This is a genomic window from Natranaerofaba carboxydovora (assembly GCF_022539405.1).
In the GTDB taxonomy this organism is placed as follows: Bacteria; Bacillota; Natranaerobiia; order Natranaerobiales; family Natranaerofabaceae; genus Natranaerofaba; species Natranaerofaba carboxydovora.
The window spans coordinates 380379-404794 of the sequence record NZ_CP054394.1 but is presented as its reverse complement, the minus strand read 5'-3'; the positions used below and the strand labels follow the sequence as shown (position 1 = coordinate 404794).

Sequence of the window (24416 nt, the reverse complement as noted above, 5' to 3'; positions counted from 1 at the left end):
GCGCTACTCTCGTCTAGCTCGCGGCAATCTAATTCTTAAAATGGTGCGAGGGGCGGGATTCGAACCCGCACACCGTAAGGCACTAGATCCTAAGTCTAGCGTGTCTGCCAATTCCACCACCCTCGCATACACTAACATTTATAACACAAAAAATGATTTTGGTCAATAGTGGTGAGCCATGAAGGATTCGAACCTTCGACACCCTGATTAAAAGTCAGGTGCTCTACCAACTGAGCTAATGGCTCGTACTTTTTTAAACACATAAATGGCTGGGGCGGCAGGATTCGAACCTGCGCATGCGGAGACCAAAACCCCGTGCCTTACCGCTTGGCTACGCCCCAGCGTTTTCATTATTAACATTAACTATCTAAGAGCAAAATATTCATTAAAATTTGGGGTGAGTGATGGGACTTGAACCCACGGCCCCCAGAGCCACAATCTGGTGCTCTAACCGGGCTGAGCTACACTCACCACATTTTACTTTATTAAAATGGCGCGCCTGGGAGGACTCGAACCTCCGGCCTACGGATTAGAAGTCCGTTGCTCTATCCGCTGAGCTACAGGCGCACATAAAAGCCTCGATTTTTTAAATGGAGCGGGTGATGGGAATCGAACCCACGCGACTGGCTTGGAAGGCCAGGGCTCTACCACTGAGCTACACCCGCAAATTAAATGGTCGGGGCGGCAGGATTTGAACCTGCGACTCCTTGGTCCCAAACCAAGTGCGCTACCAAACTGCGCTACGCCCCGCCAGCAATCTATCTCTCAAAGGCAAAATACAGTATAACGCAGATTTTTGATTTTGTCAAAGGTTTTTCTATAATTTTTTTTATAAATTTATAATCTTTGTATATATATTCTTTTCATTTTCGTCAATTTCAATAACACCAACTGAAGATTTTCCTCCTGTTTCTAAGACACTTCCCGGGTTAAAGTATAGAATATTTTCATCTTGATCTTCTACTTTGCATGCAACATGGGTATGTCCAAAAATAACAATATCAACATTCAGTTCTTTTGCTGCAAATCTCAGAGAATTTAAACTACTCTTCACGTTGTATTGATGTCCATGTACTAATAATATCCTATAGCTAAACAAATCAATCATTAACCTTTCTGGATAACTATGAGAATCACAGTTACCTCTTACAGCTTCTGCTATGCTTACAGGAAACTTATATTTTAGCTTTAAAAAATCCTCATAGAAATCACCTGCATGGAAAAGGCAATCAAACTCTCCTAGCATTATAAGTGCATCTTCTGCCTTTTTCACTTCCCTGTGAGTATCACTTAAAACAGCTATCCTCAACTTAATCTTTCCTTTCTATTTTCTTAAGTTTGAAATTGTTTCTTTCAAAACTGGAGCAAGATTCTTTAAAGCCAGTCCTCTATGGCTCACGACAGCTTTTTCTTCAGGCTCTAATTCACCAAATGACTTGTCCTTTGCCGGGCAGAAAAAAACAGGATCATACCCAAAACCTTGTTGTCCCTGCTTTTGTTCAGTAATATATCCATCGCATCTCCCTTCCACAAATCTGGTATCTATTTTCGGATGTGAAAGGGCAATTACACATCTAAAGCAAGCTTTCCTATCCTCAAAAGAGACTTCTTTAAGTTCACCCAAAAGCTTTTTGATATTTTCTTCATCCGATGCATCCTTGCCAGCATACCTTGCAGAATAAACACCAGGCCTACCGTCCAACACGTCAACCTCTAGCCCTGAATCATCCGCCAAAGCTAATAAACCCGTTTTTTGGCTTACTGTTTCTGCTTTAATCCTTGCATTTTCTTCAAAAGTATCTCCATATTCTTCTATTTCTCCTATCTCATCAAAATCTTTTAGACTATAAATCTCCATATCTTTTAAAGATAGACTTTCTAGAATCTCCCTCAATTCTTTTATTTTACCTTCATTGTTTGAGGCTAGTACTAGCTTATTAGTTTCTTCTTTCATAATCTACACCTCTCATAAAAGCTCGTCAAAAGCTACTAAAGCTCTTTTTCTATAAATTCCTTTTGCTTTTCGATTATCTTTTCAATGCCTATTTCGGCATAACCTATCATCTTGTTAGCTTTGTCTTTGGAAAAAGGAAAACTTTCTCCTGTGCCTTGGATCTCAACGAAACCTTTTTCATCTGTCATGGCAAAATTCATATCAGCTTCTGCATTGTAATCTTCACTAAAATCAAGATCAAGAAGCACTTCACCATCCAAAATACCGACACTTACTGCACCTAAATAATTTTTGACGGGAATTTCTTTTAGCTTTTCTTCTTTTACTAAACCTTTCAAGGCTTGCACTAATGCTATATACCCTCCACTAATAGCAGTTGTTCTTGTACCACCATCTGCTTGAATCACATCACAATCAATCCAAATTGTTCTCTCTCCAAGACCTTCAAGATCTACAACCGATCTTAAAGATCTGCCAATCATCCTTTGAATTTCATTAGTTCTACCACTTAGTTTACCTCTTGCTGCTTCTCTGATATTCCTTGACTCTGTAGCTCTAGGAAGCATAGAATACTCTGCAGTAACCCAACCTTTTCCTTCACCTCTCATAAAAGGCGGCACTTTGTTCTCCACGGTCGCAACACATATTACCTTGGTATCTCCAAAAGACATTAAAACAGATCCTTCTGCATGCTTTATTATATCTTTTTCTATTTTAATTTGCCTGATTTCGTCTGGTTTTCTATCTTTTCTAACATTCATTTTATTCCTCCTCTAAGTATTCAATTTTTTAAGTATACCTGTCCTGAAATTTTATCATAATCAAAAATTTATATCATCATGTACTTTATTTTAACTTTCTATTTTAGACCTAATCACTTTAATTTTCTCACCCATAGATATATTTAGGTGAGCGTTTATTTTTATTACATGATATATTTTATCAAAATGCTCAATAATTATCCTCTTATTTGCTTTTAACGCAGATTTTGCAGCTTGCCCTAGCTTATGTTTTGAGTTAAAGGCTGCCTCAAACATAACATCCATATGATAAGTCTCCTGTCTGAAATTATCACGCTTATAATCTTCAATAAGTGGAAAAGGACGAATATTAATATTTTCATCATCATTCACCAGGGAGACTTCAGGAAACATAGCTTCAACCATAATTGATTTCCCTATCTTGGGATCTCCTGTAAAACCTATTAGTTTATCATTTTCACATACAAAATTGCTGACTATCTCTTTTGCTATAATCGAAAGTTCTTTTTCACTATCTGGCTTGTCATAAGTTGCAATTATTCTTTGTTTTTCTATCATATTCATGACTAAAAGATCCCCACCTAACACTTAATTTATGATCAATTCTATTATAAAGGAAAAAAGAAAGTAATAAAATAGCCCGAAATTCGGGCTATGACTAGACATTAAGGTTAATCATATATAATACTTTAAATTACTCAACAATCTAGTAAACAGATTCTTGACCATCAACGGTCAGCTCCACTTTCTCTATGGTCTCGAATTCTTCAAGGGTATAAGTAATCTGATTAACTGCTTCCTCTTCTCGTCCTTCTTCAGTAGAAATATCTGATACATCAAGATATAATATGCCATCATCTAAATCAATATCATTCAGCGTTATTTCAGAGGAAACATACGAGTTTAGAGTACTATCAGGATCCGGACCATTAATCAGTTCTGCAAGGGCTTCTCCTTCTAGTTCTGCCTCATCAGAAACCATTCTTGTAACGGGTACATAGAACGTGTTATCACCTTTCTCAGCTACAAAGTATAATGTAACAGGATTTTCACCATCAGCAACTACTGCAACTTCAGTATTGATTCCCACACGATCAACTCTTCCGGATATTTCCGCTCCTTCGGGCAAGTCTTCAAGCATCTGTCCCTCAATCATAAACTCAACTCCATTAATTGTATCAAATTCTGTTAATGTGTACACTACAGCATTTAAAAGCTGACCAAACTCTCCTTCATACTCCAAAAATTCCTCTGAAAAATTAACTCTAGCTGTTCCATCATCATCAATAGTCATTCCCTTTATTTCGGTACCAGAAGGTATGACCGGTTCCAACTCATATTCTGCCCAGTACTGCAGATTTTCCTCATCTCTTACCATCTTTGACAAAGTCTCTTGTGCAATTCCTTCGGCCCAGGGGATTTTGCTCGTAGTCTTAACTATCTTGTCAGTTTCATCATCCAATAGATAAAAAGTGGTCTCTCTTTCATCTTCATCATCTTCAAATTCTTCAATTTCTTTTTCCTTTTTTTCTTCAGTTACAGATGGTTCATCCGGTTCTTCCTCTGTGCCAAATAAAAAGTCTAAGAAAAAGCACCCTGAGCTAAACACAGCCATCATGACTATCATAACAATCAAAGCAAAAAGCTTGACCCTACGCCTCATCTTTTTTTCCTCCCTTTTAAATATTCTTCTTATACTCTTATTTATTTTAAAAGGAAGGAAAAAATGATTAATACAAGCAAAAAAATAAAATTTCAATCATTATCCCAGTAGATCAATCCTTTTCCAGCAGCATATATATCATCTATAACCATTTGAAAACAGGGCTCTCTATTTTCTTTGTTTGCTCTTTTTATTATCTGTTCTTTATTATATTTTTTAATACTATCAGGAAGAGGCAATTTGCCAGAATCAAAATATCTCACAGCACCCTTATCATCTCTAACTGGCATTACAAGTCCAAGGTTTTTTCCAAATGACGAAAAAGGCAGATCAAGAACACCTTTTTCAAACGCACCTGTTATGTCTAAATCAATTTCTTCTTCAAAATTGCTTAGTACAGCATTTAAAATAGAACGAGTGGAATTTCTAATAATTTCTCTTTCTTCTTCTATTTTTTCACTCGGTAAAATATCGACCTGGTATTTTGACAAGGAATGAGTATGCCTAGCTGCTTTCAATCCTTTTACGTAGGATTCTTCATCAGGCATTCTAACGGCTTCATTAGGGGTTTTGACGACAAGTTTTGTGGCATTAGCAAAAGAGGCTACCATGGCACCAAGGACAATTATCCCAAAGCTTTTGGCTTCATCATCAGGAAATCCACCTGGCCACTGATAAAAAGAAGTTGTAATTTCAAAGTTATCCAGCTTATCAAACCCTATTTTTTTAAGGTATTCAAAAAACAGATTTTCCATCTCCAATAAAGCTGCCGCGTCCTGAACCATGTTTCCGCCCTGATTATAACAAAGGGTTATGGATCTAGCCCCATTTTGGGCAGATATGAGTCCATCTAAAATTATTAGCACCAATTGAAGAGAAGGCGGAATCAAAGTGCCTGTAAGTGGAACGAATATTTCTCTATTTATTCTTACATTGTTTTCTTCGTAAAGTGCAACTAAGCTATCCACGTAGTTCCAGTTATTGATATTCTCTTCTATAGACTTTGCCTGAGGATCAAATACCGTATTACAAATTCCACCTCCAAGAAAATCTGTAAGACCAGCAGCAAATGAAATCTCGGCCATCAGCCTTACATCTGTGCCCTCATGACGCACTTGTATTGGAACTTCATTGTTTTCTATTAACCTTCTACAGCCAATTATCCCGTGAACAACCAGGGGAAAACCGTCCAACAAAATTCGATCGTGTGAAAGTTCATTCTCATAATCATGTTTTGCTCTTTGGTGGTCTTTATTTTGAGTAAAGGAATCTACGTTAACAGTCAAAATATCTGCATTGCCTTCTTCCTGAAGCTTTTTATAAAAGGCGAGTTGGCGCTGAAAAGATGCATAACTACCAAGACACTGTAATAAAATCTCGTCCTCCTCTTTTGACTTCATCAAAGTATAGTTTGCTTTTTTATTATCCGGCAAATTCTTGTGATAATTTGCCGCTTCTTTTAAATTTACTTCCTGTCCGGTTTCCCACTCTTTTAAAACCTTTTCCCTTTCTTTTAGAAAACCGTCAGCTTTGTTTCGTATACTTCTCATCAATTGCCTCCTTATATTTTTCCGGAATTATTCGGAAATTTTCACCTCATAAGCCTTTAATTCATGATGTAAAAACTTTTTGCCCAATTCCTGAAATTTTTCCGAGTATCCGCTAACATAAAAGCGATGTCTAGGAGGTTTTTCATTAACCCTAATCAAGTTTTCATGCTTTAATATTCTACCAGCTTTTTTAGCTATTACTTTTGCAGAATTAATTAGCTTTACTTCAGGTCCCATCACCTCTTGAATAACATCTCTCATAAGAGGATAATGAGTACACCCCAATATCAAAGTATCTACCCCTTCTTCTTTCAACGGCCTGAGATATTCCTTTGCAACCACCAAGGCCTCACTGCTACCTATCAAATCATTTTCTACAATTAATACAAATAATGGACAGGCTTTACTATAAACTTCTACAAAAGGGTCTATTCTTTTTATAGCTTTTTCATAAGCTCCTGATTCTATGGTACCTGTTGTACCTATCACTCCTACTTTTCCACTTTCTGTGTTTTTTATAGCTGCCCTTGCACCAGGCTCAATAACACCAATTACTGGTATTTCAAATTGATTTCTAATTTCGTTTAGGCCTGCTGCAGAGGCGGAGTTACATGCAACTATTACCATTTTAATATCCTGTCCAATCAAAAATTCAGTAATTTTATAAACAAAATTTTTAACTTCTCTTTTTGACCTGGGACCATAAGGCATATGGACCAAATCACCAAAATAAATCAACTTTTCATTGGGCATCTCATTCATAACTTCTTTTGCTACAGTTAATCCACCTACTCCCGAATCAATCAATGCTATAGCTTTATGGGGTTTCATCCATCTTCCTCCTTAATTAATGCTAGTTTAACTAACCAACTTCTAATTTGTATACAATCGCTCTTCTAATACACCACCTGAAGATGCCCCTCGAAAAATACAAATCTATATACCATTATACAATAAAATACGAGTATAAAATCAATATAATCTTTTTTAAATTTAAGTTTACTTTCAGGGGCAAAAACTGTCAACCATTATAAACAACCATTATGTTATTAGAAATGCACCATTTTATTTGCACTAGTTTTAACTTTTTGACAATTACATCCCCCTGTGTTATAGTATAGCTACAAGCTTACTTGTAGCCTCAGGGAGCTGACTTTTTCGGAGGTGGCGTATATGGAACGAGTCAAAAATTTTTTCTACACATATAGAGGTAAATTCAAAGATTTAGAAAATTTAAACCTTTTTTTACAAGAACTAAAACAAGTCTGCGGCAAACTTAAGCCTGTCACCCCTCAAGAAGACGACGTTGCAGAGGGTTACTTAAGTTGCAAGAATGATCAGGACAGTTTCTCCAACATAGAAGTTTTCATTAAATCTGAAATTCAAATGTATGAAACAATGCAGGTAAAAAACTATTACGATGTATTCGTTAAAGTTTCTCCAGGAAAAGAAAGATGCGAAAACGTATCTAATTTGTTCCAAAAGTACTCTGATAAATTCCATCGGTCTCTACCAATAGAGCCCGATGAGCATAGTATAGCCGAGTTATACTTAAAGCACAGAAAAAACATCAACAAAATCGCTGAAGAAATTGGTACCGGTGTTGAATATGCCAAAAAACGTGTACTTGGACTTAACAAGTACGTAGCACCCTATGTTAAAGGCGAATCACAACACCCACTTCTAAAAGATGTTTATGAAGCACTAAAAGAAGATGAACTATCTGTACACGATCAGGGTGTTAAGTGTAAAGAATGCGGCTGCATAGTCAAAGAACATATCACCAGATCAACCACTATATTATATAGCTGTCCTGAACACGGTGAATTTAAATTGTTTCTTAATGATCTATTAGACGTAGATGAGGATGTTAACACTGATTTAGAAAAAGAATATAACAGCGTTAATGATGATCTCGGTAATATCAATTAACAAAGTAAATTAACAAATAAATAGTATATTTATTAGGTTACAAAACTCCGATATTGATCGGAGTTTTTTATAGGTTTAATTTCTGTATTATAACAGCCGCAAATCCAGCAGCAACTAATGGCCCAGCCGGAACCCCTTTCAACAGCGAAGCACCTAAGATAGAACCTATAATTAAGCCTACCATTATTTCAGGCCTAGTTTTCAACAGATTTACACCTTCTCCGGTAAAATAAGATGCAAGTACACCTGAGAGGATAGCTGCCAATCCTGCTGGTGATTTTACAGTATTTAGAACATCAGACAAAGTTACTTGACCTGCCGCAAAAGGTGTCAAAACACTTAATGTTAAGAATAATATCCCAAGCTCTATACCTCTATCAATCAAAAATGGAAATGTATCTTTAAGAACAGTTAGCCGCATAACAAGTAACAAAGCTGCCGCTGCTATCACCAGGTTGTTACGTCCTATAAGAGATAAAAGTAACACCACTAATATAACAATTGTACCCTGGGACATAATCCCGCCCTCCTTTGAGCTTTTCAAAAATCTACTTCATACTAAAATTTATGGTAGAGGACGGGATTAAATACCCAGTATATTTTGTTTTAAATTTAGATTTGGTTCAAAAAGTCTCTTCACATAAGCACAATAATCAATTTTAGCTTAATCAAGGTGGCCAAATTCCTGCAGTAGATTTTCTAGAATTTCTTCTCTTTCTTCAAATTCATCAAATACTTCATCTCTTTCAAGAAACATTAAGTCTGCTCCGGCTTCCTCCATTTGCTCTTTGTAGTCAGGATTTTGTGCGGTTTCATAAAAGGCTTCTTCTAATTTTTCGATTTTGTGATCGGGGGTGCCTTTGGGTGCAGCAATACCCCTATCAGTGCTCATAATAGCATCCTCATAGCCCAACTCTTTAAACGTAGGAACATCAGGCTCAAACTCATGTCTTTCTTCTGTTGCGATGGCTAAGATTCTTATTTCTCCGTCTTCTTTTAACCTATGCATATCACTCAAATTACCGGAAACCACATCGATGTGCCCTCCTAGCAGTGCTGCTGCAGCATCACTTGCTCCATCATAAGGCATTTGGTTAAATTCGACTCCGGTTTCATCTTTTACCTGCAGTATTAAAAAGTGATGACCTATATACAGCCCTGCTTTACCAATGGAAATTTCACCTGGTCTTTCTTTGGCATCTTCTATTAAATCATCTACTGTTTCATACGGGCTATCTTCTCTTACTGCAAATACCGTGGGGTCCCAACCCCAGTTAAATATTGGCTCAAAAGTCTCTTTTGTGTATTGAGTTTCCATAACTAATGGCTGCGCAAGAATATGCGGCAAGTTAAACGCAGCAAGGGTGTATCCATCTGGCTCTACCTGGGAAAATTCATTCCAGCCTACTTGACCTCCTGCTCCTTCTATGTTTTCTACAACAAGGGGCTGACCTAATTCCTCCTCAACAAATTCGGCAAAAATTCTTGCCTGGGTATCAGTCGCCGCACCTGCACTGTAAGACACTATTAACCTCAATGGTCTATTAGGGTAATCTCCATCCTCATCACTTTCTTTTTCAGCTTCTTTAGCTTCTTCTGCCGGATTAAGATCTTTCTCCTCTTCATCAGCCACTTCTCCTGAACATCCTACACCTACTAACTGAAACGCCAGCAGCATACATAAGACAAGAATGAAAAACTTACTAAAACCTCTTCTTTTAAACAATTCTCTGCACTCCCCCTAAAATTTTTTAATTATTATATAAAAGCTCCTCTGGGTAAGGGAACTTTTAATAACATTCCAAAGATAAAATACAAGAGTAATATGAAAAGTGTTCCTACAACCAAGGAAAAAACTTTGCTTTTATCTTTGTTAAACCAGGTTGTAATTACCATAAAAAACAACCAACTTGATACATAAAACCCCAGCTTTTGAATTAGAAAAAAGTACATAAATAGCGTCACAACAACTAGAGATATTTTGAATACAGGAAGATTAGCAAATACTTCTTTGGTATAACTTTTCAAAACAAAAGACTGAAAAGCCATTATCAAAAACAGTATCCCAGCTATAATTAGAAGCGCCCCTGGTAAAACCCTTGCTTCTTCAGTATAAGCATCCATCTTCAAATACAATATTACAACCACAATAATTCCGATTATAGAAACAAATCTATCTATAACATAACCCGTCATAAAACCACACCTGCCTTTTTTAACTAGCCTCACATTTTTTTTGCTTTTTGTATTCCCAGAATACAGTGAAGGCTACCGATAATACTGACATGACCATAAATAAAATCACTATCGGCCTATCCATAAAGTAACTAAATAATGAACTATGAGCGACACTATCTCGCCATGCCAAGAGCAAACCCTGCTCTGCATATTCTCCAAGGATCAAACCAAGAGCTATAGGCGCAGGGTTAAAATCAATCTTTTGTAAAAAATACATGATTACGCCAAGTACAAGCATTACAATTATGTCACCTACATTGTTTCTAATTGCAAAGGATCCAATTACACAGAAGATAAATATTGCCGGTGCCATAATATGAGAAGGAATCTGAGTTATCTTCCCAAAATACTTTCCTCCAAAAAGTCCTATACCAAGAAGGAAAAATTGCGCCCCTAACATACCATATAAAAATGTATATGTTATTGCAGCGTTCTCATCAAAAAGTCCAGGTCCAGGCCATAACCCATTCATCAATAAACCACCTAACAACACTGCTGCAGTAGGACTTCCGGGTATGCCTAGAGTCAAAAGAGGAATCAAAGATGTCCCTACCATTGCGTTGTTTGCACTCTCTGCTGTAATAATTCCGTGACTACATCCTTCTCCAAATTCTTCCTTCTTGTTTGAAGCCCTTTTTGCTTCGTTGTAAGCTACAAGGCTTGCAATTTGTCCTCCCGCTCCGGGAATTAGACCGATTAGTGAACCAATAGAAGTTCCAAGCCCAAGCATTTTTTTAGATTTCAATATTTCTGCCACAACTTCTTTAATTGAAGTTGATTTAGAAGATAAGTCAATTGTTTCACTTTCACCATTTGTTGAAAATATTTTCTCCACAAAACAAAGACCTTGTGATAATGCAAATAATCCTATCAAAGCTGCAATCGGATGTACTCCTCCAATTAGCTCATTTAGGCCAAAAGTAAATCTAGGCGTTCCGGTTATTGAGCTAATACCTACTGTACTAAGTAAGATCCCTAAAACGCCGCCTATAAGTCCTTTGATCACAGAACCAACAGAAAGGGCCGCTATAATGGTAATACCGAACATAGCTACCCAAAACTGTTCCGCAGGACCAAAGCTAAGAGACAACCTACTTAATGCTGGTGAAAAAAATATTAAAAGAAGCACCCCTATTACTCCACCAACAAAGGATGATACTGTAGCAAGATGAATTGCTCTGACTGGTTGACCTTTTTTGGCCATGGGATGACCATCAAGGATTGTTGCAATAGATGCAGGTGCCCCTGGGATATTCACCAAAATTGCTGTAATAGCACCACCATAGACACTACCAACATATACCGCTCCAAGTAACGTAAGTCCTTCAGAAACAGATAGATAAAATGTAAAAGGCACAAGCAAAGCGACTCCCATGGTAGGGGTTAGCCCCGGCATAGCTCCCACCATTATTCCACCAAGAACACCAACAAAAACAATTAGTATATCCATTTGCTGTTTCACCTCTTTTATCAGAGCTTATATTTTTCATTTCACATAATATTTTTTTACCCATATAAATGTGTTTGTTTACATCAAAAAAAAAGCCTTAAAGGCTTTTTTACTTCTCCTTTAAGGCTTTTACTTCATTAACAAATTTCATCACAGTATTCTTCTTACTCGATGATACCGGCAATCGGTAAATCTCTCCAGCAATTTTTAATTTTAATTTATTATCTTCCATGAATATATCTTCGAGACTTACAAGTGGCAGTTTGTTTACATTCACAGAAAAAAGTTTTTTGTTCAAAGTATAAATATAATTATTAGTCACAACTATAGCAGCACTTCTATGAAGGTTCAAAGAAAATCTTGTAATTTCTGTCAATGACACCTCTTGTTTAAATTTATCATCAAAAGACTTATTTAGTTGTTCTAGCAGCTCATGCAAGCTAAAGCCTCCTCCCTTCCAGTTTGTTCATATGACTTTTTGCACCAGAATCAATCAATATTTAGTATTTAAATCATAGCGACATAACTCATCATAAATTGGGCCGCTTTTTGTAAGTTTACTTGACATCAAAGAAAAAGATGTCACATTGGTAGTCATTTTTTTTAAAAGAATATTATCCAAGTCATTTTTGTTCAAATTTTTTGGATCTCGGACAAGAGTAATATGTGGTTTAAACTTTCTTTTTTCTTTTTCAAAACCTAAATCTTCAAGATTCTCTTCTAATAAATTCTTTAGTTTTAACATTTCTTCTGCATCTTTCTCTGTTTCTCCTTCTAAACCCTGCCAAATAACCCTGGGTCTTCCTTTAGGCGGAAAAACACCTAGGTCAGAAAGCTTTATTTTAAAAGGATTAATTTCTGATGGGTTTACTGAATTTTTGATCTGCAATAAATTTTTTTCTTCTGTTTCACCTAAAAATTTAAGTGTAAGGTGTAGTTTATTTCTTCTTACAAACCTTCCATTTATCCCATAATTTTTGATATACTCCTGGTTTTGTACAAGGGTCTCAATAATTTTCTTATCAAAAAAAATTGCATAAAAAAGGCGCATCTAAACAACCTCCAAAATATAATTTTTATTTATTTTTACTTTTAAAATTTTTATTTTGAAGCATACTAGTCCTAGGCAAAATTAGAAAATATTTAAAGGGAGGTGCTACAAAAAATGTACAATCAATCTACTTCTCAAATTACTCAAAAAGAAAAGCTTTATCTAGAAGATCAGCTTTCACAGGAACAAGTTTGCCTATCCAAATGTAACCAGTACCTAAATCAGGTACAAAACCCTCAAGTAAGAAACTGTATCGAAGACATCAGAAGCAGTTGTGAACAAAAAGTCAACTTCATTAGTGAAAGGTTAAATCAGGCTGGCTTCCCCCAAAACCAAAGTCAAAGACCACATTATTACTAAAAAGGAGGTAGATTACTATGTATAGACAGTATGAAGGTACACCAACTTACACACAACAATCTAGAATGTCAGACAAAGACGTCATCACAGATGTTCTATCAAGCGTAAAACATATGTCAGGCCACTATCATCAAGGCATTTTAGAAGCTAATTCCCATGACACTCGTCAAGCTTTCCTTAATCTACATGACTATACTCTAGATCAGCACAAAAACATTGTAGAATCAATGAAATCCCAGGGCTGGTATAACCCTGAAATGGCTAACCCTAGAAACTACTAAAAACAGTCTATAAATACAGTTTAAGACCTGCCTTTTTAGGCAGGTCTATTTTTTATGTTCTGCCAACAGGCATTACGTACAAAGGCTTCTCTTTGGTTGATAGCTCTAGAACTTCACTCACATGATCATCATAAAAAGCCCCGATTGCCACTGTACCAAGTTCTAAAGCCTCAGCTTGTAGATAAACATTTTGAGATATATGACCCGCTTCTATAATAGCATATCTTATTCCTCTTTCTCCGTAACCGGCTTTTATTTTCTCATATATAGCTGTAACTACAATATTTATAGGAGCCTTTGCAACAAAAGATTGCCCTAAGCAGGCTTTAGCAAGGCTAGCGCCTTTATTACCTTCAATGAATTTTTCCAGGGAATGATTTGAAGAACTATATCTGTAAATTCCAGGATCTAGGTCAGATATATTCTCAGCAACAAGATAGATAACCATTGGATAAATAGCTCCTGCCGAAGGTACCATAGAGGAAGCCCACAAAAGCTGAGATACTTCATTTAAACTAAGGAAAGAGTCTGAATATTTTCTTATAGACTTTCTCTTGTTTATTACTTCTTCTAGAGATTTTTTCCCGGCAACCTTTGGAGCTGGTAGTTTTATCAAGTCTCATTCCCCCTTTCAAAATTTATTCACTTTTATTCCTTCAACCAAAAATCATAAGTTTTTACTGGCAAGGCTAGCTAAGAACCATTCTATAAAATGTCAGATAATTTTTCAAAGATCACAATCAAATTTGCCTTAAAAAAAATCTATGTCATTGCCAAACTTTAAATATAATTAATTGCCTAAGCTTAAACGTTCCCAGGCTTCCAATATTAATCTACGTGTTTTATACTCATCATAATTTTGTAATTCTTTATTTTTAAGAACCCTAAATGTTTCACCCGGAAAATCTTCACCATAGACATCCTTAGGATCTAGAATATATCTGAGTTCATCATAATTTAAACCATATAAATAAGCATAATAGGCATCTATTTCGGCTCGAAGAATTGCACGTCTTTCTTCATCCCATTTAAATGGAGGAAGTGGGATCCCTTCTTCATCTATATAAATCCACTCCGGAGGATTCCATTCATACCCTTCAGTTTGTAATTTGTTATCTTCCCATTGTTACTTTTTTCATTCTAAATTCGACGTTTATTTTATCTATTAAATATATCTATTAATTCTATTCCATAATTTTAGATAAAATTCACTTAAACTGAGACGGGACTCCCCTCTAATGCGTTCAAGATCAACATGTGCTAAATAATTTCTTACCTCTCTAAAGTCTTTTCCAAAATCAGCAGGAGCCCCCTTTTCATAAAAAGTTTTACGGTGGCTATCAATCCAGGCTGGTGCTTTATTATGTTCTATCAAAATCACACAATTTCTTAAAAATTTATCCAGTTCATTAGTTATTAGCTCGTCAATTTTATTTATTTTATCTTCTCGATATTTCCTAAACTCTCTTTTAAAGCATCCTTTTTGATATTCATATAAATGGTGTATGAATAAGCCATATGCATTATACAATAAAAAAAGTGTTCTGGAATTATCATACTGCTCTGGTTTTATACTTTTTTTCTCCGACAAATCTAAAAAATAAAAAAAGGCTAGCTTTGCCCTAGTAAATTCATGGGCAATTGCTTTTACTAATAGAAGATCATCACTTTCATTACCGGGCATTTACATCACCTTCCCCCCATTAATCTCAACTTTATATTCTTTTTCAAAGGCTAAGTTTGTTGTTGATTTGCCAAAATAAATATAAAGCAATAGCAAATAGCTACCGCTTTAAGGCATATAAATCGGATGATGTATAGGTAGGAATTAAATTAATTGCTATTTTTCAAAGCATATTGAATTCGGTTGTACCTTTTTTCATTCTCGTACCAAGCGATTACCCCTACCACTATGTTAAATGCCAAAAGAAACAATGATATCCATACTAATGCACTGTCTGATAACTTTGATATTATTTCTAACGGAGTACGACCATTAACGATGAATTGTGTAATACTTACTAATGTTATCATAAAAACAAGCGATCGCATCCCTTCTCTAACAATATTTATCCAAAATCCTTGTTCCCTTACTTTTTGCCATCGCTTGTAAAATTTTTTCTTGAGTTTTTTATCCATAATTATGCTATAAATTGTAATTGGCAATAAAAGAATAATCATTACGTAATAAGTAACTGTATATTGAACCTCCTCAAAAATTGGTAAAGATAGTAAAAATACATATAATATTGTTATAACAATTATCCGCATTAATTTGTTGTTTAATCCCATTATTCCACTCCTTTAAATTTAACTAACTAATCAGTTTGTTTAATTAAGCAATATCTTGATTCTATTTAGTTATTTTCCTAGTAATACTTCTTAAAATTTTTCTCTAATTCGTCTTTAATATCAACTGTGACACTTCTATCCGATACTAATAACTAACGCACTGTAGTTTTTGGTTTTTGAACTGTTTCCTCTTTCTCTAAATCTTTAATTTTGTACTCCCCTACTCTAAAAGTCCCATCATCTCTTTCCTCAAATATGATTTTTGGTCAAAAATATGAAAAGACTCCTGATAAATAAAAATTACCCAGTTTAATTTTGTACTTTTAGATGAAATTGAGAGGAAAATAAAAACTGCTATGCAAAGTAGCAGTTAAATTTGGAAATTATTCCTTAAGTCGATAATATAATCCTTAATGATTTTGACATACTCAAGTGCTCTTTCAGCTTCTTCATCATATACAGTTGGAAAATTACCAGGGTATCTTGCTTCAACAGCATATTCATTTAAATATTCTGCTGCCTCCATAATGTTTTCAGGGATATCTTGCTCTAAAAGTTCTAAGAGATAGCTTAAATTATGTGATTTTCTAAAATCTTTTTGAAAAAATACTAATCAAACCACTCTTTAACTAGCAACTGTATCTCCTTGGTCATATAGCAATTTCCCCTCCCTTTTAACATGGTAGGCTATGGTACCCTTAATATTGCTTTCATTTTTAAATTCTTGAGGGGTATAGACCAAAATATCTACAGGATAATAATTATACCCTCGTAAATTTCTGCGAAACTCCAAAGTACGAAAGCGCTTAGGTTTAGAAGTATCTTTTTATTTTCATTAGCATCATCTCTTGCTTGTGAACCAAAAAGGTAAACTTTTTCCGGTTTATAAAAGGATATTAATTTTTTTAAAATAATAGACATATTTAAACCTCCCAAGAAATGCCTTTAATATATTATTATTTCAACATGAGTAAGTTAATATCCTTTTGTTTCTAACTAAATTTTATGTTTGCAAAATGTTTGCAGTTCACCCTTGCAAATTAAAATGGCAGCATCTCCCACCTACAGGAAACACTGCCATTGTTGACTTCTTAAATGGTGCGCCTACCAGGACTCGAACCTGGGCTCCCGGCTCCGGAGGCCGGTGCTCTATCCGCTGAGCTATAGGCGCATTTTAATTATATAAGCAGTTAAATTATATCATAGCTAAATTTTCGTGTCTAACAGCTGACAAAATTAACTAGCAGAAGCAACTATCTTAATCATTATTATAACACTTCCATTTCGTGAGGTTCTTTTTCGACTGGTATAGTATCTATCATATCTCTGTTATTAACATCAATAACGGCCACATCGTCTTCTCTGGTGACAAAAGCCTTTTCACCATCTGCAGAGAAAGTAACGTGGTTGGCATAAGTCTCTAGGTCAATATCTTCAACTCTTTCTCCTGTATCAATGTCAATAATACTCACAGTATTAGAATCTCTATTAGCGGTCCAGACCTCTTCATCATCTGGTGTGACAGCAATACCATGAGCACCCTCTCCAGCAGATATGGTATCTACAACTTCCCAAGTTCTTGTTTCTATTACAGTTATATTACTGTCTTCAACATTTGCCGAAAATATATAATCTCCGTTGTAAGAAGAAACCACCTCATTTGGCATTTCACCGACTGAAACCATCTCTACAAGTTCAAAATTATCAGCATCTAATACTGCCACATCATTAGACATTACATTTGCAACATACAGATAATGACCCTGAGGATCAATATTTATATGAGCAGGACTTTGCCAGGGGTACTCATCCAAGCGTTCACTAATTTCAAAATTGTCAGTATCAACCACAGTTACCACGTCATATTCATCATCTTCTTCAAGGGCAGCGCTAGAGATCAATACATAATCTCTTTCAAGGGTCAAATCCACACCGTGAACTCTGGCGTCAATTTCGACCCTTTCTTTAACCTCCTCCTCTTCGTAATCAAAAATTATTAACTCTTCTTCATCTAGTCCACCCGCATAAACCAACCCTCTTTCTTCATCAACTGCTATACCGTGAGAAAGTTGATTGTCAACAAGAGTATGGTTAGCAATATTTTTGTAGTTATCTATGTCTAATATAGATACACTGCCACTTACAGCATTAGCCACAGCCAATCTCGAGGCTTCGTTTTCATTAGTACTTTCATCAGCATCCAAATCAGCAACCTCTAACGATTCTAAATTCCATTCAAATTCTAAAAAAGCCCCATCCAAATCTTCGATCTGTAGTACTAATTGCTCTGCTTCAGGGCTAAAACTTCCATCTACAGCCGTCAAAACACCTTCAGGGTGATGTGAGCTTTCCATTGTAAATTCCCACTCAAGGGAAAATTCATCTCCAGCATCAGTTGTTAGGTTAGATAGTTCTGCCAAATCATACATGGTTAAGTCACCAGCGTGAGTATCTAACCCAATCGTAAATTCCGGCAGTTCTTCTCCAGGATTTTCCCAGGTTACCCTTGAGTCAATCCCTCCATCACTGTCTTCTCTTAACAGAGAAGTCTCATCAACTTCATCAGTGTCATCAATTTCATTAGCCTCTTCTATTTTTTCCTCTTGAGTTTCACCGTTACTGTCTCCAGGCTCAAGATCCTCAGTTTCTTCTTCACAACCTACAGATAAACTTATCATCGCCACAGCCAAAACAAGCGCCATCGTTAAGACTAAATACCTTCGCATAACACTTTTCCTCCTTCGCCAAGTTATCCCATCCCTCTAGGGGGCGGGTATTGTTGTATTGTAATTTTAGCACTCCTACTACGCTGCGTCAAATATAACCGGCGATTTCTCTGTCGATTTTCAAATTACAATTTGGCACAAAAAAAGAGCCGGAATGTCATAACACTAACATCCGACTCATTTTACAAACTGATTTGCTTAATATGTGAAAAAAGAGATTAACTAAGCTCTTTTACAAATTCTTCTATCCTGTCTAGACCTCTTTCTATATTATCCATAGAAGTTGCATAAGATATTCTTATATAATATTTAGCCCCAAATCCATCTCCAGGTACAAGGGCAACCTTTTTACTATCTAATAGATATTTAGCAAAATTCTGGCTGTCATTAATTTCATTATTCTCATGTTTCATCCCACTTGTCTCTTTCATAGAGACAAACATATAAAAAGCACCCTGGGGCTCCATAGCTTCAAGATATGGGATTTCTTTAATTCTTTGCTGCATGAATTTTCTTCTTTTATCAAATTCTTTGACCATTTCTCCCACGCAGTCCTGAGGGCCACTTATAGCCTCATGTGCAGCCATTTGAGATATAGAGCAGGGGTTTGAGGTAGCATGGCTTTGCATTGCTCCCATTGCTTTGGCTAGTTCAAGGTTAGAGGCTGTATATCCTATTCTCCAGCCGGTCATTGCATAACTCTTAGAGACTCCATTAATTATTATCGTTCTATCTTTAAGTTCGGAGCTTAAAGATGCAATGCTAACATGTTTATTATCGTCATAAACTATATACTCATAAATTTCATCAGAAATAACATATATACCATTTTTAACTACAAAATCTCCGATCTCCTTCAGTTCTTCTTTTGTATACATCTGACCGGAAGGGTTAGATGGACTATTTAAAATTAAAAGCTTGGTTTTTGAACTCAAACTGTTTTCAAGGTCTTTTATTGTAACCTTAAAGTTGTTTGCCTCACTAGTTTCAATTATTTTGGGGGTTCCTCCTCCTAATTTGACAAGCTCCGGGTAGCTTACCCAGTAAGGTGTGGGAACTAAAACTTCATCTCCTTCGTTTAATAGTGCAGAACACGCATTCAAGATTGAATGTTTTGCCCCATTAGAAACTACTATTTGATCTGCACTGTAGTCCAAATTATTATCTCTTTTTAGCTTATTTGCTATCACTTCTTTCAATTCAGGCACACCAGCTGCCGGAGTATAACCTGTAAAACCATTTTCAATTTCCTTAATTGCTCTTTTTTTAATATGTTCTGGTGTATCAAAGTCAGGCTCTCCTGCACCAAATCCAATTACATCTATGCCTTGACTTTTCATCTCTTTAGCTTTGGCACTTATAGCTAAAGTAGGAGAAGGACTCACATTTTTCGCTTTGTCAGAAAGCATTGTTAAAAAAACCTCCTTGATTTTGTAAGTATGCATTTCTTAGATTATATTAATCTTACTGTCAGATATATTTACTACATAATAAAGGGAATCACCTGCAAATAAAACAAGTTTTCTTATAAACAATTTAGGAAACAAGTTGCGCTAATGTTATAGTTAAAAATATGTTATCCTATTATATAGCAATTCCAATAAGCTTAATGGTTTTTAAACTAGAATTCTTTTCAACAATATTTTGGGCAGGTGATAATCGTGGAAAAAATAGGAGTCCTTACAAGTGGTGGAGATGCTCCCGGTATGAATGCAGCAATTAGAGCTGCTGTGCGTCGATGTATTTATCTTAACAAAAAAGCAGTAGGTATATATTACGGATTCAAGGGATTAATCGAGAATAATTTCAAAGAATTAAAAATCGGTGATGTAGGAGATGTTCTTCAGCGAGGCGGCACTGTGTTGTCCACTGCTCGCTGTGACAAATTCAAATCTGAAGAAGGACAAAAAACTGCTCTATATAACTTAAATGAAGCTAATATCGATGGACTTATAGTAATAGGAGGCGATGGTTCCTTTAGAGGCGCCAAAAAATTAGGGGAATTAGGATTTCCTGTAGTAGGTGTCCCCGGAACAATAGACAATGATATCCCAAATACTGAACTGACTATTGGTTTTGATACCGCTGTTAATACAGTTATTGAAACGATCGACAAGATTAGAGACACCGCCACTTCTCATGAAAGGATTTTTATTATAGAAGTTATGGGTAGAGACAGCGGAAATATTGCCCTATGGGCAGGAACTGCAGGAGGGGCTGAATCAATATTGATCCCTGAGCAGGAATATGATATTGATGTCGTCATAAACAAAATACTCAAAGGAATCAATAGAGGCAAAAAGCACAGCATAATAGTAGCAGCAGAAGGTGTCGGCCCGGCATCTAAGCTAAGCAATACAATTAAAGAAAAAGCAGGGCTTGAAAACAGGGTTTCGGTTCTTGGGCATGTTCAGAGGGGAGGCTCACCAACTGCAAGAGATAGAATCTTAGGCAGTTGTATGGGGGCAAAAGCAGTAGACCAATTAGTAAATAATACAGCAGGAGTGGCCATCGTAAAAAATAACGGCAAGATTACCACAGCTAATCTTGATGAAGTTATATTTGGCAAAAAAGCATTTTCAAAAGAGCTTCTTGTTTTGAATAATTCTCTGTCAATTTAAAAATATAACTTTAATATCAAATCAAAAACAATCTAACGACTTTTTCTTTTTAGTTTTTTTGCATTTAGTTAATGGTCCTTTTTATTTTGATTTTCTTTATCTTCTTTTAGCAGCTGTCTTTTTTCGGATCGTATATTGAAAAATAACAGTATACTTGTCGTAATAACTGTTGGCATCCATATTATTGGACGATCCCAAAAAATCAAATAAAGAGCCAAGATCTTTGCGCCCCTGTATATAATCAGGGTCAGCAGTGCTTTTTTGGCCTTGGATTTGCCTGAAAACATCCTTTTAAATTTCTCCAAATCTTCTCCCCCAAAAGGAAATAAAATATAATGAAACTTATAAGCCGCCTCCAATTATATCAAATATATCCAGATCAAATATATCGAAATCTAAAATTAATTGGAGGCGGTAAATATTAAACCTTCTAGCATATTAAACTATAAAGGATATTAAAATGTTAAAAATCCTTCAATATATCATCTAGCGTAGGTACACCTATTTCCTGTAATTCATACCTGATTCTAACTGCAGGCTTTTTGATATCTGCTACTCTTCTAAGATCAATAGGAGTTCCTATCACAACTGTATCACAATCAACTTTATTTATTGTATCTTCTAGATCTTTCATCTGTTCTTGTCCATACCCCATAGCGGGAAGCAAGTTTCCAATATGCGTATACTCTTCAAAAGTGTCCTTAATACTTCCTGTAGCATAATCTCTAGGATTGACAATTTCTTTAGCACTAAACTTTTTAGCAGCTATAGTTCCAGCTCCATATTCCATTTCCCCGTGAGTTAAAGTTGGGCCATCCTCTACCACTAAAACTTTTTTGTTTTTGATCATGTCTATATCATCAACAAATATAGGTGAGGCTCCTTCTACAACTGTAGCCTCTGGGTTGATTTTTTCTATATTTTCTCTAACTTTATTTATGCCTTCATTAGTAGCTGTATCAATTTTGTTAACCAAAGCTACATCTGCCATTCTTAGGTTAGCCTCTCCAGGATAATATTTAAGTTCATGGCCAGGCCTATGGGGATCAACAAGAACTATATGTAAATCTGGCTGATAAAACGGCATGTCATTATTTCCACCATCCCAGATGATAATGTCAGCTTCTTTTTCTGCCTCTTTAAGTATTTTTTGATAATCCACACCTGCATAAACAATAATACCTTTATCAATATGAGGTTCATACTCTTCTCTTTCTTCAATTGTGCACTCATGCTCATCTAAAGAATTATAATCCGAAAACCGCTGACATGCTTGCTTAACTAAGTCACCATATGGCATTGGATGTCTTATTACAGCTACCTTTTTCCCTTTGTTTCTTAAAATATCACATACTCTTCTGGTTGTCTGACTTTTTCCTATTCCTGTCCTTGCAGCACAAATTGAAATAACCGGTTTATTCGATTTTAACATAGTAGTCTTTGGTCCCATTAGTTTAAAATCTGCCCCTGCTGCGTTTACCTCAGCGGCTTTATTCATCACATGTTCATAAGGCACATCACTGTAGGCAAATACCACTTCGTCTACCTTTTTCTCTGAGATAATCTCTGTTAATTCCTCTTCAGCAAAAATTTCAATTCCATCAGGATATAACTTACCTGAAAGTTCTGGAGGATATTTTCTACCATCAATATTTGGAATTTGAGTAGCTGTCATTGCTACAACTTCATATTCTTCATTGTCCCTGAAATAAACATTAAAATTGTGAAAATCTCTTCCTGCAGCACCCATGATTAAAACTCTTTTTTTCATAATCTCATCCCTTTTTAAATTTTTAGGCTATAAAATGCTAACTCTTTATATTATATAATTCAGCATTACTTTCCTTCTAAAATACAAAATTTTATATTTAAACTATATGTTTTTATACCCCGCCGAGGTATGTTATAATAGTCGCAAATTTTATATAATAGCTATTTAACAAGATAAATAATAAGAAAAAAATCAAAGTGATGGTGATAAAATGATTCATATAGAAGAAAAAGCAAAAAATTACATAGAAAACAAAGGAGAGGCAGTTACGATATATCTTATGCCAGTGGTATCTACCGGGGGATGAGGTGGTTGTTCAGCTGGCCAGGTACTGGTCCCCGATGTAAAAATAGGCCTTCCAAAAAATGATGGCATTAACCATTACAAAGCTATAGACTGTGAAGGTATAAAAGTCCATGTCGATAATAAAATTCTACAAGACTCAAGGAATAAAGAAATAGTTATTGATATAGAGAAAACATTTTTTTGGAGCAGGTTATCTGTAAAAGGAGCAAATGATATATTAGTTAAATAAATGGGAAATATGGATATGACCCAAACTCCAGACACATGTACCGAAGTTTAATTTGTCACAAAATAAAGCTACGAGGTATACGGCTGCTTAGGAAACATATAGATTCGCAGTGGGTGGCTCCTATGCCAGCTTTATTTGCTATATCCTCCGCTTTGATAGTATCTTCTACTTGTTCCCCAAAAAAAACTACTTCATCTCCGAGGTTCGCTTCACAAATCCTAGTCACATCTACTAACAGATGTGTCATAAAAGGTGATCCTACAATTTTAGTTCTTTCTCCCTTTACTAAAACTTCTCCTCCCTGCATATTTAACAAAAAAGGCGCATCTCTATATCCTAAAGGAACTGTTGCAAGTCGCATTGTAGAACTACAATAAGGCTGTTTCACATACCCTGCTATTACGCCACCTGCAGGCAAAGTTATTATATTTGTTATTTTAGATTTTAGCTGCATTACCGGTCTAAGACCAGTATCTTCTTGGTCTTCAAAAGAAGGAAGGCCATACATTATAGTTCCTGGTCTTACAGTATTAAAATAAGAATCCGGGTATTTTAATATAGCAGGACTACTTGCTGCATGAGTTAAAGGAAAAGTTATATTATAGTCATTTGCCATTTTAACAGCTTTTTTAAAAACAGAAAGCTGTTTTGCTACCATTACATCATTTTTAGAATAAGCAGCATACAGGTGGGTGAAAAATCCTTTCAACTCCAACCACTCCATGCCTTTTATTTGCAAAAGCAGATTAGGTAGTTCATCAATACTTACCCCTATATTTCCAGCTTCTACAGCTACTCTAACCTGAACTTGTACTTTTTTTTGCTTTTCTTTACCCAATAAACCCAATTTTTCTGCCATTGATAAGTTTGTCAATAGTGGAACTAAATCGCAGTCGACGATAGATTCTTCCTGTCCAGGTGAGATATATTCTAGTATAAATATTGGGATATTAATGCCAGAACATCTTAGCTCTATTCCTTCTGCAACTGAAGACACCGCTAGTCCTATTACAGAAGAGTTTTTTTGTAGCTCTTTAGAGATAGCTACTGCACCGTGTCCATAAGCATCTGCCTTAACAACTGGAAGCATATTTATAGTTGGGCCCAAGTGCTTTTGCAGTATATTAATATTGTGTAGTAAATGGCCTATATGAACCTCAATCCAGAACATATGGCCTTGATTTTTTTCTACGATAACTTCCTTTTGCATAAAAAACTACCTCCGCCAGTA

General features: G+C 35.7%; 26 protein-coding genes, 8 tRNA genes and 2 pseudogenes. 4 read left to right on the top strand and 32 right to left on the bottom strand.

The window, feature by feature from the left end:
- Positions 1 to 41: 41 nt before the first annotated feature.
- The 14 genes from ACONDI_RS01880 to murI all read right to left on the bottom strand — a co-directional run bounded on the left by ACONDI_RS01880 (position 42) and on the right by murI (position 6759).
- Positions 42 to 126: transfer RNA gene (locus ACONDI_RS01880), tRNA-Leu, on the bottom strand.
- 43 nt (positions 127 to 169) lie between these two features.
- A tRNA-Lys gene (locus tag ACONDI_RS01875) sits at positions 170 to 245 on the bottom strand.
- 21 nt (positions 246 to 266) lie between these two features.
- Positions 267 to 341, bottom strand: a tRNA-Gln gene (locus ACONDI_RS01870).
- A 52-nt stretch (positions 342 to 393) separates the two neighbouring features.
- A tRNA-His gene (locus ACONDI_RS01865) sits at positions 394 to 471 on the bottom strand.
- Positions 472 to 491: 20 nt separating this feature from the next.
- Positions 492 to 567: transfer RNA gene (locus ACONDI_RS01860), tRNA-Arg, on the bottom strand.
- A 24-nt stretch (positions 568 to 591) separates the two neighbouring features.
- Positions 592 to 665, bottom strand: a tRNA-Gly gene (locus tag ACONDI_RS01855).
- An 8-nt stretch (positions 666 to 673) separates the two neighbouring features.
- Positions 674 to 750: transfer RNA gene (locus tag ACONDI_RS01850), tRNA-Pro, on the bottom strand.
- A gap of 79 nt (positions 751 to 829) precedes the next feature.
- The gene (locus ACONDI_RS01845) at positions 830 to 1309 is read right to left on the bottom strand and encodes a YfcE family phosphodiesterase (RefSeq protein ID WP_241079798.1); all 480 of its coding nucleotides are present in this window, start codon (positions 1307 to 1309) and stop codon (positions 830 to 832) included.
- Positions 1310 to 1324: 15 nt separating this feature from the next.
- A complete protein-coding gene (locus tag ACONDI_RS01840; RefSeq protein WP_241079797.1) occupies positions 1325 to 1954 on the bottom strand; it encodes an XTP/dITP diphosphatase in 630 nt (209 codons plus the stop codon).
- A gap of 35 nt (positions 1955 to 1989) precedes the next feature.
- Positions 1990 to 2715 carry a ribonuclease PH gene (gene rph, locus ACONDI_RS01835; RefSeq protein WP_241079796.1) on the bottom strand — a complete coding sequence of 242 codons (726 nt, stop codon included), beginning with the start codon at positions 2713 to 2715 and terminating at the stop codon, positions 1990 to 1992.
- A gap of 90 nt (positions 2716 to 2805) precedes the next feature.
- A complete protein-coding gene (locus tag ACONDI_RS01830) occupies positions 2806 to 3279 on the bottom strand; it encodes a hypothetical protein (protein WP_241079795.1) in 474 nt (157 codons plus the stop codon).
- Positions 3280 to 3421: 142 nt separating this feature from the next.
- Positions 3422 to 4378 carry a GerMN domain-containing protein gene (locus tag ACONDI_RS01825; RefSeq protein WP_241079794.1) on the bottom strand — a complete coding sequence of 319 codons (957 nt, stop codon included), beginning with the start codon at positions 4376 to 4378 and terminating at the stop codon, positions 3422 to 3424.
- A 92-nt stretch (positions 4379 to 4470) separates the two neighbouring features.
- Positions 4471 to 5928: a methylaspartate mutase subunit E gene (locus ACONDI_RS01820; protein ID WP_241079793.1), complete on the bottom strand. Its 1458-nt coding sequence runs from the start codon at positions 5926 to 5928 to the stop codon at positions 4471 to 4473.
- Positions 5929 to 5955: 27 nt separating this feature from the next.
- On the bottom strand, positions 5956 to 6759 hold the full coding sequence (gene murI, locus ACONDI_RS01815; RefSeq protein ID WP_241079792.1) for a glutamate racemase: 804 nt from the start codon (positions 6757 to 6759) through the stop codon (positions 5956 to 5958).
- 342 nt (positions 6760 to 7101) lie between these two features.
- Here murI and ACONDI_RS01810 point away from each other — a divergent pair, with 342 nt between their 5' ends.
- Complete coding sequence (locus ACONDI_RS01810; RefSeq protein WP_241079791.1) at positions 7102 to 7860, top strand: hypothetical protein; 759 nt, start codon at positions 7102 to 7104, stop codon at positions 7858 to 7860.
- Positions 7861 to 7927: 67 nt separating this feature from the next.
- On the opposite strand, the gene ACONDI_RS01805 is transcribed toward ACONDI_RS01810, so the two are convergent.
- The 6 genes from ACONDI_RS01805 to thpR all read right to left on the bottom strand — a co-directional run bounded on the left by ACONDI_RS01805 (position 7928) and on the right by thpR (position 12599).
- Positions 7928 to 8377 carry a DUF441 domain-containing protein gene (locus ACONDI_RS01805; RefSeq protein ID WP_241079790.1) on the bottom strand — a complete coding sequence of 150 codons (450 nt, stop codon included), beginning with the start codon at positions 8375 to 8377 and terminating at the stop codon, positions 7928 to 7930.
- Between the two features lie 147 nt (positions 8378 to 8524).
- Positions 8525 to 9586, bottom strand: a complete 1062-nt coding sequence (locus ACONDI_RS01800; protein WP_241079789.1) for a tripartite tricarboxylate transporter substrate binding protein — start codon at positions 9584 to 9586, stop codon at positions 8525 to 8527.
- 32 nt (positions 9587 to 9618) lie between these two features.
- A complete protein-coding gene (locus tag ACONDI_RS01795; protein WP_241079788.1) occupies positions 9619 to 10056 on the bottom strand; it encodes a tripartite tricarboxylate transporter TctB family protein in 438 nt (145 codons plus the stop codon).
- 19 nt (positions 10057 to 10075) lie between these two features.
- On the bottom strand, positions 10076 to 11548 hold the full coding sequence (locus tag ACONDI_RS01790) for a tripartite tricarboxylate transporter permease (protein ID WP_241079787.1): 1473 nt from the start codon (positions 11546 to 11548) through the stop codon (positions 10076 to 10078).
- Between the two features lie 109 nt (positions 11549 to 11657).
- Entirely contained in the window at positions 11658 to 11987 is a 330-nt protein-coding gene (locus ACONDI_RS01785; RefSeq protein ID WP_241079786.1) for a hypothetical protein, read from the bottom strand.
- A gap of 54 nt (positions 11988 to 12041) precedes the next feature.
- On the bottom strand, positions 12042 to 12599 hold the full coding sequence (gene thpR / locus ACONDI_RS01780; RefSeq protein WP_241079785.1) for an RNA 2',3'-cyclic phosphodiesterase: 558 nt from the start codon (positions 12597 to 12599) through the stop codon (positions 12042 to 12044).
- A gap of 114 nt (positions 12600 to 12713) precedes the next feature.
- Between thpR and ACONDI_RS01775 the strand changes: the two genes are divergently transcribed.
- Together ACONDI_RS01775 and ACONDI_RS01770 are read left to right on the top strand one after the other, a co-directional pair.
- Positions 12714 to 12959: a hypothetical protein gene (locus ACONDI_RS01775; RefSeq protein WP_241079784.1), complete on the top strand. Its 246-nt coding sequence runs from the start codon at positions 12714 to 12716 to the stop codon at positions 12957 to 12959.
- A gap of 17 nt (positions 12960 to 12976) precedes the next feature.
- Positions 12977 to 13240, top strand: a complete 264-nt coding sequence (locus tag ACONDI_RS01770) for a spore coat protein (RefSeq protein WP_241079783.1) — start codon at positions 12977 to 12979, stop codon at positions 13238 to 13240.
- 52 nt (positions 13241 to 13292) lie between these two features.
- On the opposite strand, the gene ACONDI_RS01765 is transcribed toward ACONDI_RS01770, so the two are convergent.
- From ACONDI_RS01765 to ACONDI_RS01730, 9 genes and pseudogenes are all read right to left on the bottom strand, one after another.
- Positions 13293 to 13856: a SagB/ThcOx family dehydrogenase gene (locus ACONDI_RS01765; protein ID WP_241079782.1), complete on the bottom strand. Its 564-nt coding sequence runs from the start codon at positions 13854 to 13856 to the stop codon at positions 13293 to 13295.
- A 174-nt stretch (positions 13857 to 14030) separates the two neighbouring features.
- Positions 14031 to 14276 (bottom strand): annotated as a pseudogene (locus ACONDI_RS15795) (hypothetical protein); the annotation flags it as partial.
- A gap of 129 nt (positions 14277 to 14405) precedes the next feature.
- Positions 14406 to 14924: a hypothetical protein gene (locus ACONDI_RS01760; RefSeq protein ID WP_241079781.1), complete on the bottom strand. Its 519-nt coding sequence runs from the start codon at positions 14922 to 14924 to the stop codon at positions 14406 to 14408.
- A gap of 149 nt (positions 14925 to 15073) precedes the next feature.
- Entirely contained in the window at positions 15074 to 15532 is a 459-nt protein-coding gene (locus ACONDI_RS01755; protein ID WP_241079780.1) for a hypothetical protein, read from the bottom strand.
- Positions 15533 to 15902: 370 nt separating this feature from the next.
- Positions 15903 to 16124: pseudogene (locus tag ACONDI_RS01750) on the bottom strand (HEPN domain-containing protein); the annotation flags it as partial.
- A gap of 155 nt (positions 16125 to 16279) precedes the next feature.
- Complete coding sequence (locus tag ACONDI_RS01745) at positions 16280 to 16453, bottom strand: hypothetical protein (RefSeq protein WP_241079779.1); 174 nt, start codon at positions 16451 to 16453, stop codon at positions 16280 to 16282.
- Between the two features lie 175 nt (positions 16454 to 16628).
- Positions 16629 to 16703, bottom strand: a tRNA-Arg gene (locus ACONDI_RS01740).
- A gap of 97 nt (positions 16704 to 16800) precedes the next feature.
- Positions 16801 to 18258 (bottom strand): YncE family protein, encoded by a 1458-nt coding sequence (locus tag ACONDI_RS01735; RefSeq protein ID WP_241079778.1) that lies wholly within the window; start codon positions 18256 to 18258, stop codon positions 16801 to 16803.
- 218 nt (positions 18259 to 18476) lie between these two features.
- On the bottom strand, positions 18477 to 19667 hold the full coding sequence (locus ACONDI_RS01730; protein ID WP_241079777.1) for a pyridoxal phosphate-dependent aminotransferase: 1191 nt from the start codon (positions 19665 to 19667) through the stop codon (positions 18477 to 18479).
- A gap of 252 nt (positions 19668 to 19919) precedes the next feature.
- Between ACONDI_RS01730 and pfkA the strand changes: the two genes are divergently transcribed.
- The gene (pfkA, locus tag ACONDI_RS01725) at positions 19920 to 20879 is read left to right on the top strand and encodes a 6-phosphofructokinase (RefSeq protein WP_241079776.1); all 960 of its coding nucleotides are present in this window, start codon (positions 19920 to 19922) and stop codon (positions 20877 to 20879) included.
- A gap of 68 nt (positions 20880 to 20947) precedes the next feature.
- On the opposite strand, the gene ACONDI_RS01720 is transcribed toward pfkA, so the two are convergent.
- From ACONDI_RS01720 to alr, 3 genes are all read right to left on the bottom strand, one after another.
- A complete protein-coding gene (locus tag ACONDI_RS01720; protein ID WP_241079775.1) occupies positions 20948 to 21184 on the bottom strand; it encodes a hypothetical protein in 237 nt (78 codons plus the stop codon).
- Between the two features lie 158 nt (positions 21185 to 21342).
- Complete coding sequence (locus tag ACONDI_RS01715) at positions 21343 to 22650, bottom strand: cyclic 2,3-diphosphoglycerate synthase (RefSeq protein ID WP_241079774.1); 1308 nt, start codon at positions 22648 to 22650, stop codon at positions 21343 to 21345.
- A gap of 590 nt (positions 22651 to 23240) precedes the next feature.
- Positions 23241 to 24395, bottom strand: a complete 1155-nt coding sequence (alr, locus tag ACONDI_RS01710) for an alanine racemase (RefSeq protein WP_241079773.1) — start codon at positions 24393 to 24395, stop codon at positions 23241 to 23243.
- Positions 24396 to 24416 lie beyond the last annotated feature (21 nt).